This window comes from Streptomyces sp. NPDC058008 (genome assembly GCF_042886395.1).
Classification (GTDB): Bacteria; Actinomycetota; Actinomycetes; order Streptomycetales; family Streptomycetaceae; genus Streptomyces.
Genome location: NZ_JBHVQX010000062.1, coordinates 1 through 9,304, shown reverse-complemented (window position 1 = coordinate 9,304; position 9,304 = coordinate 1). Strand labels below are relative to the sequence as shown.

Genomic DNA, 9,304 nt, shown 5'->3' with positions numbered 1-9,304 from the left:
GGCGGGGGCGGCCCCCGGGGGGGGGGGGGCGCCCCTAATCCCTGCCGGCCGGCGCGGGGGGGGGCGCCGGCGCCCCCCCCCGCCCCCCGCCGGCCGCCGCACACCGTGGTGGAGGTCTCAGCCGTCGAGGCCGATGGCGAAGGCCGCCTCGAGGTCGTGCTGCGAGTACGTGCGGAAGGCCACGTGGGTGTCGGTGGCCTCGACGCCCTGGATCTTGCTGATCCGGCCGGGGATGACGTCGGCCAGATCGTCGTGCCGGGCCACCCGGACCATGGCGATCAGGTCGTACGTGCCGGTGACCGAGAAGACCTCGCTGACGCTGTCGAGGGCGGCGATGGCCTCGGCGATCTCGGGAATCCGGTCCACGCTGGTCTTGATGAGCACGATCGCGGTGATCACGGCTGGCTTTCTCCCTCGGTGGCCGTGGCTGGAGACTTCACTCTAGTCCCCCGGTACCGCGCCCAGGCGTAGAGGAACCCGGCGGCGAAACCCGCCACGTGCGCGAGGTACGCCACGCCCGGGCCGCTTCCGGCGCTCCGGGCCGCCAGCCACTGCAGGACGAACCAGAACACGAGCACGATCCACGCGGGGAACCGCAGCGGCAGGAAGAAGAGGAAGGGGAAGAGGCTGGTGACGCGGGCCCGGGGGAAGAGGTAGAGGAAGGCGCCGAGCACCGCGGAGATCGCGCCCGAAGCGCCGACCAGTGTCTGGTCGGAGTCCGCGTGCGCCACCGCGTAGGCCACCAGGGCGACGTAGCCGCACACGACGTAGAAGAGGGCGAACTCGGTGCGGCCCATGCGCTCCTCGGCCATCGCGCCGAACACGTACAGGAAGAGCATGTTGCCCAGCAGGTGCAGCCAGCTGCCGTGGACGAAGAGGGCGGTCAGCGGGGTGAGCGCCGCGTACGCGGAGCCGTCCAGGAGCTCGCTGGGGATCACGCCCCACCGCTCGAAGTACCCGGCCTGGGCGGCCAGGAGGGCGTCGGCGCCGCCGGGGGAGCGGTGGAAACCCGAGAGCGGGCTGATCAGGAACACCGCGCAGCACAGCGCCATCAGCCCGTACGTGACCGGGGCGCTCCCGGCGGCGGCCGCCGACCCGAGCTCCCGGACGCGCTCCCGCCAGCCGGCTTCCCGCCATTCGATCACGTACAGAGCATGACGCACCCGACGAGAACGGGACAGAGCGCCTCGCCGTATCGATAGGTATGCGCGAGGCCGTAGGGTTGCGGCAGCACATCCGCAGTTCGACGGCGCACCGCGAGATCGAAGCACCACACTCGGCGAACGACGAAAGAGGACGCAACGATGACGACGGTTCCCCAGCCGACGGACACGACGCGCTGGCGCTGCACGCTCTGCGGCAACCTCACCCGTTTCGACGTGACACGTTCCTCCAAGGTCGTGGAGTACGTGCATCTCGACCTGGCCGGGGAGTCGAGTGTCGAGGAGCGGGAGGTGGTCAGTGAGACCATCGAGTCGGTGCGCTGCCGTTGGTGCAACGCCGTGGACCAGATCGAGCTGGTCGACAGGCCTGGTGCCGACTCCTGACGGAGCCGCGCGGACAGACATATTGGGGTGATGGATGGTGGAGCAGCCGACAGGCGGCGCCGGACCGGCCGACGCGGCCGACGGCACCGCGGAGTCGCTCGACCGTCCGCTGCCCGAGGGCGTGCGCCGCAGGGTGGTGGCGCTGGTCTCGGACGCGTTCGGCGGCCTGACCGTCGGCGAACTCCCCTCCCAGCTACGGCAGTACGCCCGTTTCACACCCAGCAGACGGGCCAAGTTCGCGGGTAACGCGATGGCCGCCGCGCTGGAGAGCGACCCGGTGTTCCGCCGGCGCATCGGTGAGCGGATCGGCCAGACCCAGCCGGAGCTGGCCGGCGCCCTCGAAGCCGGTGCCCCGCCCGCCGCCGCCGACCCCGTCGACGTGGCGGCGGCCGCCTATGTGCTGCGCCCGGCCGGCTGGGTCAAGCTGGTGGCCGCGGCCGGCGAGGAGGTCCAGCGGGCACACGCCGAGCGGGCGGACGAGGAGACCCGGCGCGAGCTGGAGCGGCTGCGCGAGGAGCTCGACCGGGCCCGCGGCCAGACCAGGGCCGACACCGAACGCCTGCGCTCGGAGCTGGAGGCCTCCCGCAAGGAGGCGGACTCCCTGCACCGCAAGCTGCGCAGCGCCCTCAGCGAGGTGAAGCGCGGGGAGGCGGCCCTGCGCAAGGCGGGGGCCGAGGCCGACGCCGCGCGCACCGAGTCCGCGGCCCAGCTCTCCGCCGCCGAGAGCGAGTCCCGCCGGCTCAAGGCGCGGCTGGCCGAGGCGGAGGCGTCCGTGGAGGCGGGCCGCAGGGCCGCCAGGGAGGGGCGCTCGGTCGAGGACATGCGGCTGCGCCTGCTCCTGGACACCGTGCTCGACGCCGCGCAGGGACTCCGGCGTGAACTGGCCCTGCCTCCCTCCTCGCTCCGTCCCGCCGACGGGGTGGAGGCGGTGGAGCCCGGCAGGATGTCGCCGAAGGACATCGCGGCCAGGGCCCTCTCGGAGACCGATCCGGCGCTGCTGGACCAGCTGCTGGCCCTGCCGCAGGCCCATCTCATCGTCGACGGCTACAACGTCACCAAGACCGGCTATCCGCAGATGCCGCTGGAGAAGCAGCGGTTGCGCCTCCTGGGCGGCCTCTCCGTCCTCGCGGCACAGACCGGCGCCGAGATGACCTGTGTCTTCGACGGCGCCGAACTGGCCGCCCCGGTGCTGCTCGCACCGCCGCGCGGCGTCCGCGTGCTGTTCAGCAAGGCCGGGGTGACCGCGGACGAGCTGATCAGACAGCTGGCGCGGGCCGAACCGCCGGGCAGGCCCGTCGTCGTGGTCTCCACGGACCGCGAGGTCGCCGACGGGGTGGCGAAGGCGGGGGCGCGTCCGGTCGCGTCCGCCTTGCTCCTGAAACGCCTTTCGCGCGTCTGAGCCGTCATGCGTGGCATGTGCGACTTGCCGGAATTTATGGAACGTACCGTCAAGTCGCCGCTACACGCAGTGTGATGAAAGTAAAGAAGTGCCTGGTGTGACGAGATTTTGCCCGTGAGGATTTGAACTGATCACAAGATGGTCACTAGGGTCAGGCCTCGAACCTTCGCACGGTTGATTACCCATCCGGGGTGACGGCGAAGGAACCGCCGAGTCCGTGACGTGCACGGAGCCGGGGATCTCGTCCCCCACAGCCCGGTAGGCGGCTCGAGGAAGAAGGAGCTCGCCTTCGTGGCGTCCCACCGTCGTCCCAAGCAGCCGAGCCGCACCCGCGTGACCGTGCTCACCGTGACCGCCGCCGCAGCCGTGGCGCTGACCTCCCAGGCGGCGCAGGCCGACCCCAAGCCGACCAAGAGCGAGGTCAAGGCGAAGGTCGACAAGCTCTACCACGAGGCCGAGGCCGCCACCGAGAAGGCCAACGGCGCCAAGGAGCAGCAGGACAAGCTCAAGAAGCAGGCCGACGCGCTCCAGGACAAGGTCGCCCGCGGCCAGGACGAGCTCAACACCCTGCGCGGCGAGCTGGGTTCGCTGGCCACCGCGCAGTACCGCTCCGGCGGGCTCGACCCGTCGGTCCAGCTGCTGCTCTCCTCGGACCCGGACAGCTTCCTCGACCAGGCCTCCGCGCTCGACCAGCTGACCGCCAAGCAGGCCGAGTCGCTCCAGAAGATCCAGGCGAAGCAGCGCACCCTCGCGCAGCAGCGCAAGGAGGCGCAGGCCAAGCTCACCGACCTCGCGGACGTCCGCAAGTCGCTGAACGAGAACAAGAAGAAGTACCAGGGCAAGCTCGCCGACGCCCAGAAGCTGCTGAACACCCTCACCGCCGCCGAGCGCGCCAAGATGGCCGAGGAGGAGCAGCGCGCCAGCCGCGCCGCCGGTGACCGCGTCGAGCTGGGCAACGAGGTCCCCGCCTCCGCCCGCGGCGCCGCCGCCCTCCAGGCCGCCTCCACGCAGCAGGGCAAGCCGTACGTCTCGGGCGGCACCGGCCCCAACTCGTTCGACTGCTCGGGTCTGACCCAGTGGGCGTACGCGCAGGCCGGTGTCCAGATCACCCGCACCACGTACACCCAGATCAACGACGGCACCCGGATCGGCCGCGGCGGTCTGAAGCCCGGCGACCTGGTGTTCTTCAACAACACCTCGCACGTGGGCCTGTACGCGGGCAACAACCAGATCCTGCACGCCCCGAAGCCGGGTGCCGTGGTCCGGTACGAGTCGATGGACTACATGGGCACCTTCCAGTTCGGCGTGCGCGTCTGACGCCCGATCGGGCGAATCGCGGCACCCCTCGACGACGCCCCGCCCCGCCGGAGACCACAGGTCACCGGCGGGGCGGGGTTGTTTCGTCCTCTTTTCTCTCCCCGGCGTGGCCTTTGGTCAGCGCGTGGCCGTCCGGTTACTGTCTGCGCTGCCGCGTAGCTCCCGGTCGTCCGTCCGCCCGTCCCGGGCGGCAGGGGCTGCGCACATCTGCGTACAGCGGAAGGGAGTGCGGCTTCCTGTGGTGTCGCATCGCCGCCCCACCCGGCCCGGCCTCAACCGTGGCGTCCGGGCCACCGTCCTGTCCGCCGCCGCGGCCACCGCGGCGGCCGCGCTCGGCACCGCGCCCGCGAGCGCCGAGCCGGAGGACACCCACGAGTCGGCGAAGGCGGCGGTCGACCGGCTGTACGAGGAGGGCGAGCGGGCGACCGAGCGGTACAACACCGCCCGGGAGGACATCGGCCGGCAGCGCGGCCGGATCGCCAGGGCCCAGGACGCGGCGGCCCGTACGCAGGAGGACATCAACCAGCTGCGGGCGTCCCTCGGCTCGATGGCGGGCGCGCAGTACCGCTCGGGAGGCATCGACCCCTCCGTCGCGCTCCTGCTCTCCTCGGACCCGGACACCTTCCTGGACCGTGCCGCCGCCCTGGACCGTGTGGGTGAGCGCCGGGACGTGACCCTGCGCAAGCTCCACCGCGCCCAGCGGGTGATCGCCCAGAGCCGCGCGGAGGCCTCCGGGGCGCTCGCCGCCATGGAACGCGACCGGGCGGCGCTGGCGCGCCACAAGCGCACCGTGGAGGGCAAACTGGCCCGGGCCCGGCAGCTGCTGCGCACCCTGCCGGCCGGTGACCGCGAGTCGTTCGGCCGTGCCTCGCGCTCCGCCGGCCACACGACGCTCGTCGCCGACGCCCCCGGCTCCGCGCGCGGCCTCGCCGCCCTCATGGCGGCCCGGGCGGCTCTGGGCCGCCCCTACGTCTGGGGCGCCAACGGCCCCGCCGGATTCGACTGCTCGGGCCTGATGCAGTGGGCGTACGCCCAGGCCGGGGTCGGTCTGCCCCGGACCTCCCAGGCGCAGCGGTACGCGGGCCGCATGGTGCCGCTCTCGCAGGCCCGCCCCGGAGACCTCGTCGCCTACCGCGCGGACGCGAGCCACATCGGGATGTACGCCGGGAACGGGCAGGTCATCCACGCCCCGTACCCGGGTGCGCCGGTGCGCTACGACCCCGTCGGCATGATGCCCGTCTCCTCGGTCACGCGCGTCTGACCGTACGATCGGCTGGATGGCTGTTCGGACGCAGGACGCACGGCGGGGGCGCACCCGCGGGCGGGGCACGGCGGGCGCCGTGCTCGCCGCCCTGCTGCTCGCGCCCGCGTGCGCCGCTCCCCGGGACACCGTCCCCGGTGCCACGGCCCAGGAGATCGGCGCCACCCTGGACCGCCGGGCCGCCGCCGTCCTGGAGCACGACACCGACGCCTACATGGCCGCGCTCGACCCCCGCGCCGCGACCTTCCGCGCCGCCCAGCGCACCGAGCTGGAGAACCTCGCCGACGTCCCGCTGGAGTCATGGGCGTACGAGGTCAAGGACGTCACGGGCGAGGGCGCGGACCGGGTCACCGCACAGGTCGAGCTGCGCTACCGGATCAAGGACTTCGACCGGGTCCCGATGTCCTACGCCCGCACGGTCCAGCTGGTCCGCCGCGACGGGGCCCGCACCTGGTACGTCGCCGCCGACCGGGCCGCCGACGGCGCCCCGGGGCAGCTCTGGCAGCAGGGTGACGTCGAGGTCGTACGGGGCACGCACAGCCTGGTCCTCGGCGTCGGACGGCGGACGGCGGAGCTGCGCCGGATCGCGGCCACCGCCGACGCGGCCGTCCCCGCCGTCACCGGCGGCTGGCCGGAGCCCTGGTCCGAGCGGGTCGTGGTGCTGGTCCCGGAGTCCGTGGAGGACATGGCGGGTCTCCTGGCCTCCCCCGTGGCCAGCTACCGGGACATAGCGGCCGTGACCACCGGGGAGGTCGGCGGCGGCGGCCGGGCGCCCGCGGACCGGGTGATCGTCAACCCGCAGGCCTACGGCATGCTCGGCGACTTCGGGCAGCGGGTCGTCCTGACCCACGAGACCACGCACGTGGCGACCCGGGCGTACACCTCCGCCGCCACCCCCGTCTGGCTCTCCGAGGGCTTCGCCGACCGCGTCGCGTACAGCCGCGAGAGCCGTACCGCCGCCGAGATCGCTCCGGAACTCGCCGAGGCGGTCCGGGCCGGCGACCTGCCCGCGCGGCTGCCGTCCGACGAGGACTTCGGCTTCGGCGAGGACGCCGCGGAGCTCTCCAGGGCCTACGAGGGCGCCTGGCTGGCCTGCGAGATGATCGCGCGGGAGTGGGGCGAGGAGGAGCTGACCGCGTTCTACAAGGCCGTGGGGAGCCGGTCCGAGCGGGAAGGGGCCGTGGAGCGGGCCATGCACACGGTGCTCGCCACCACCCCCCAGGACTTCACGGCGCGCTGGCGGGAGTATCTGCGCGCCCGGCTGGGCTGACCCGCCCCTGGCGCGCACCCGATGCCCGGGGCACGGTGTCCCGCCACAGCCGCCGCCCCGCGTCCAGCGTCGCCACGACCAGCAGGCCGTTGCGGACGGCCATGAGGGCCAGGCCCTGCGGATCACCCGCCACCACGTGCGCGAAGCCGAGCGGGAACTCCAGCAGCGTGACGGCGGTGGCCACCAGGACCAGACAGGCGGGCCGCCCCATCCGGCTGCCCCGGAACACCAGGCACACCGCGGCGAGCCCGAGCGGCCACACCATGTACTGCGGGCTGATGACCCGGCTGGTCACGGTGAACAGCAGCACCGCGGTGAACGCCGCGTCCGCCGGGGTGTGCACCGCGAACGTGCGCGCCCGCAGCCGCCACACCAGGAGCCAGCCGAAGGCGAGCGCGCTCAGCGCAAGGGCCAGCGTGCTCACCAGCGCCACGTGCGGGCCGGCGAGCTCCATCGAGCCGTAGCGCAGCTCCACCCGGCCCTCCCAGCCGAACTGCCTGGCCACCTGGAAGACCAGCGCCCCCAGCGACTCGATCTCCAGCCCCCGGTCCCGCTGGAACGTCAGGAAGGCGAACGCCCCGGGCAGCGACACCGCGGCCACCAGGGCCAGCACGGCGCCGGTCACCGCCGCCGCCCACCAGGCCCGGCGGGTCTCCCGCCCCCGGGCCGTGCCCACCAGCAGCAGCACCGGCCACACCTTCAGCAGCGTCCCGAACGCGGCCAGCGCCCCCAGCACCCGGGGGTGGCGCACCCCCGCCAGCAGCGCCGCCACCGCGACGGCCGTCACCATCAGGTCGTAGCGGGCGTACACGGTCGGCCCGAGCAGCGGCACGCCCGCCACCCAGGCCCAGGTGCCCGCGTGACGCATGCCCGGACGGCCTCCCGCGTACAGCAGGAGACCGAACACCAGCGCGTCGCACAGCAGGACGAGGACGAAGAAGGCGGAGGCGTACTCCAGGAAGGGCAGCAGATCGGGGGAGAGCACGGCCAGGGCGGCGGCGGGCGGATACTGCCAGGTGACGTCGTCCAGCGGGTACGAGCCCGCGTGCAGGACCTCGTACCAGCCCCTGTAGATCACCGAGACGTCGCTCGTGACGTCCGGGCCCGGCACCGTGAACACCTTGAAGACGCACAGCAGCAGCACCGCCCGGGTGAGGGCCCACACGGCGGGAAGCAGACCCCGGCCACTCGCACCTGTCCTGACCGTCATGCACGTCATGATGCAGGTCCGGGCTGTGCGGGAGCCGTCAGGCAGGGCCGTGCGACCGCCCGGTACTGTCGGCGGCGATGGACAAGACGCTGATCGTGACGAACGACTTCCCGCCCCGCCCCGGCGGCATCCAGGCCTTCCTGCACAACATGGCGCTGCGCATGGACCCCGAGCGGCTCGTCGTCTACGCCTCCACCTGGAAGCGGGGCGCGGAGGGCGCCGAGGCCACCGCCGCCTTCGACGCCGCGCAGCCCTTCACCGTCGTGCGCGACCGTACGACGATGCTGCTGCCCACCCCGCGCGTCACCCGGCGGGCCGCCGGGCTGCTGCGCGAACACGGCTGCTCCTCCGTGTGGTTCGGCGCGGCCGCCCCCCTCGGGCTGATGGCGCCCGCGCTGCGCCGGGCCGGCGCCCGCCGGATCGTGGCCACCACGCACGGCCACGAGGCGGGCTGGGCCCAGCTGCCCGCGGCCCGGCAGCTCCTGCGCCGCGTCGGCGAGGGCACCGACACCCTCACCTACCTCGGCGAGTACACCCGCTCCAGGATCGCCGCCGCGCTCACCCCGCAGGCCGCGGGCCGCATGGTGCGGCTGCCGCCCGGGGTCGACGAGAAGACCTTCCACCCGGCCTCCGGCGGCGACCGGATCAGGGCCGGGCTGGGCCTCGCGGACCGTCCCGTCGTCGTGTGCGTCTCGCGGCTCGTGCCGCGCAAGGGCCAGGACACCCTCATCCTGGCCATGCCCGCGATCCTGGCGCGGGTGCCGGACGCCGTCCTGCTCGTGGTGGGCGGCGGCCCGTACGCCGGGGAGCTGAGGAAACTGGCGGCCGAGACCGGCGTCCAGGACTCCGTGCGCTTCACCGGACCGGTGCCCTGGGAGGAACTGCCCGCGCACTACGGCGCCGGTGACGTGTTCGCCATGCCCTGCCGGACCCGGCGCGGCGGCCTCGACGTCGAAGGCCTCGGCATCGTCTACCTGGAGGCGTCCGCGACCGGGCTGCCCGTCGTGGCGGGCGACTCCGGCGGCGCCCCGGACGCCGTGCTCGACGGTGAGACCGGGTGGGTGGTGCGGGGCGGCTCAGCCGAGGAGTCCGCCGACCGGATCGTCACCCTGCTCGGCGACCCGGAGCTGCGCCGGCGCATGGGGGAGCGGGGCAGGGCCTGGGTCGAGGAGAAATGGCGCTGGGACCTGCTCGCCGGAGAGCTGAGGACGCTGCTCTGAGCGCCTGCGGGCGGGGGGCCCGCCACCAACCCCCCGGCGCGGCCCCCCCCCCGGCCCCCCCCAGGACGCAGGCGCGGAGA

General features: G+C 73.7%; 9 protein-coding genes. 6 read left to right on the top strand and 3 right to left on the bottom strand.

Annotated features, from left to right (window positions below):
• Nucleotides 1–117 precede the first annotated feature (117 nt).
• Complete coding sequence (locus ACFVS9_RS33990; RefSeq protein WP_014156690.1) at nucleotides 118–399, bottom strand: Lrp/AsnC family transcriptional regulator; 282 nt, start codon at nucleotides 397–399, stop codon at nucleotides 118–120.
• Nucleotides 396–1,145, bottom strand: a complete 750-nt coding sequence (locus tag ACFVS9_RS33985) for a rhomboid family intramembrane serine protease (RefSeq protein WP_389938836.1) — start codon at nucleotides 1,143–1,145, stop codon at nucleotides 396–398. Before ACFVS9_RS33985 ends, ACFVS9_RS33990 begins: the two co-directional genes overlap by 4 nt.
• A 159-nt stretch (nucleotides 1,146–1,304) precedes the next feature.
• Between ACFVS9_RS33985 and ACFVS9_RS33980 the strand changes: the two genes are divergently transcribed.
• The 5 genes from ACFVS9_RS33980 (at nucleotide 1,305) to ACFVS9_RS33960 (ending at nucleotide 6,794) form a co-directional block, all read left to right on the top strand.
• The gene (locus tag ACFVS9_RS33980; protein ID WP_018104398.1) at nucleotides 1,305–1,547 is read left to right on the top strand and encodes a hypothetical protein; all 243 of its coding nucleotides are present in this window, start codon (nucleotides 1,305–1,307) and stop codon (nucleotides 1,545–1,547) included.
• Nucleotides 1,548–1,584: 37 nt separating this feature from the next.
• Nucleotides 1,585–2,946, top strand: a complete 1,362-nt coding sequence (locus tag ACFVS9_RS33975; protein WP_383118802.1) for an NYN domain-containing protein — start codon at nucleotides 1,585–1,587, stop codon at nucleotides 2,944–2,946.
• A gap of 291 nt (nucleotides 2,947–3,237) precedes the next feature.
• Nucleotides 3,238–4,263, top strand: coding sequence for an NlpC/P60 family protein (locus tag ACFVS9_RS33970; protein WP_383118800.1), 1,026 nt, complete (start codon nucleotides 3,238–3,240; stop codon nucleotides 4,261–4,263).
• A 238-nt stretch (nucleotides 4,264–4,501) separates the two neighbouring features.
• Nucleotides 4,502–5,524 carry an NlpC/P60 family protein gene (locus ACFVS9_RS33965; protein WP_389938832.1) on the top strand — a complete coding sequence of 341 codons (1,023 nt, stop codon included), beginning with the start codon at nucleotides 4,502–4,504 and terminating at the stop codon, nucleotides 5,522–5,524.
• 16 nt (nucleotides 5,525–5,540) lie between these two features.
• The gene (locus tag ACFVS9_RS33960; protein ID WP_389938829.1) at nucleotides 5,541–6,794 is read left to right on the top strand and encodes a hypothetical protein; all 1,254 of its coding nucleotides are present in this window, start codon (nucleotides 5,541–5,543) and stop codon (nucleotides 6,792–6,794) included.
• Here the strand turns inward: ACFVS9_RS33960 and ACFVS9_RS33955 are convergent.
• Entirely contained in the window at nucleotides 6,751–8,004 is a 1,254-nt protein-coding gene (locus ACFVS9_RS33955; protein WP_389938826.1) for a glycosyltransferase 87 family protein, read from the bottom strand. The two genes, ACFVS9_RS33960 and ACFVS9_RS33955, sit on opposite strands and share 44 nt — an antisense overlap.
• A 77-nt stretch (nucleotides 8,005–8,081) precedes the next feature.
• Between ACFVS9_RS33955 and ACFVS9_RS33950 the strand changes: the two genes are divergently transcribed.
• Entirely contained in the window at nucleotides 8,082–9,224 is a 1,143-nt protein-coding gene (locus ACFVS9_RS33950) for a glycosyltransferase family 4 protein (protein WP_383118796.1), read from the top strand.
• The last annotated feature ends 80 nt before the right edge of the window (nucleotides 9,225–9,304 follow it).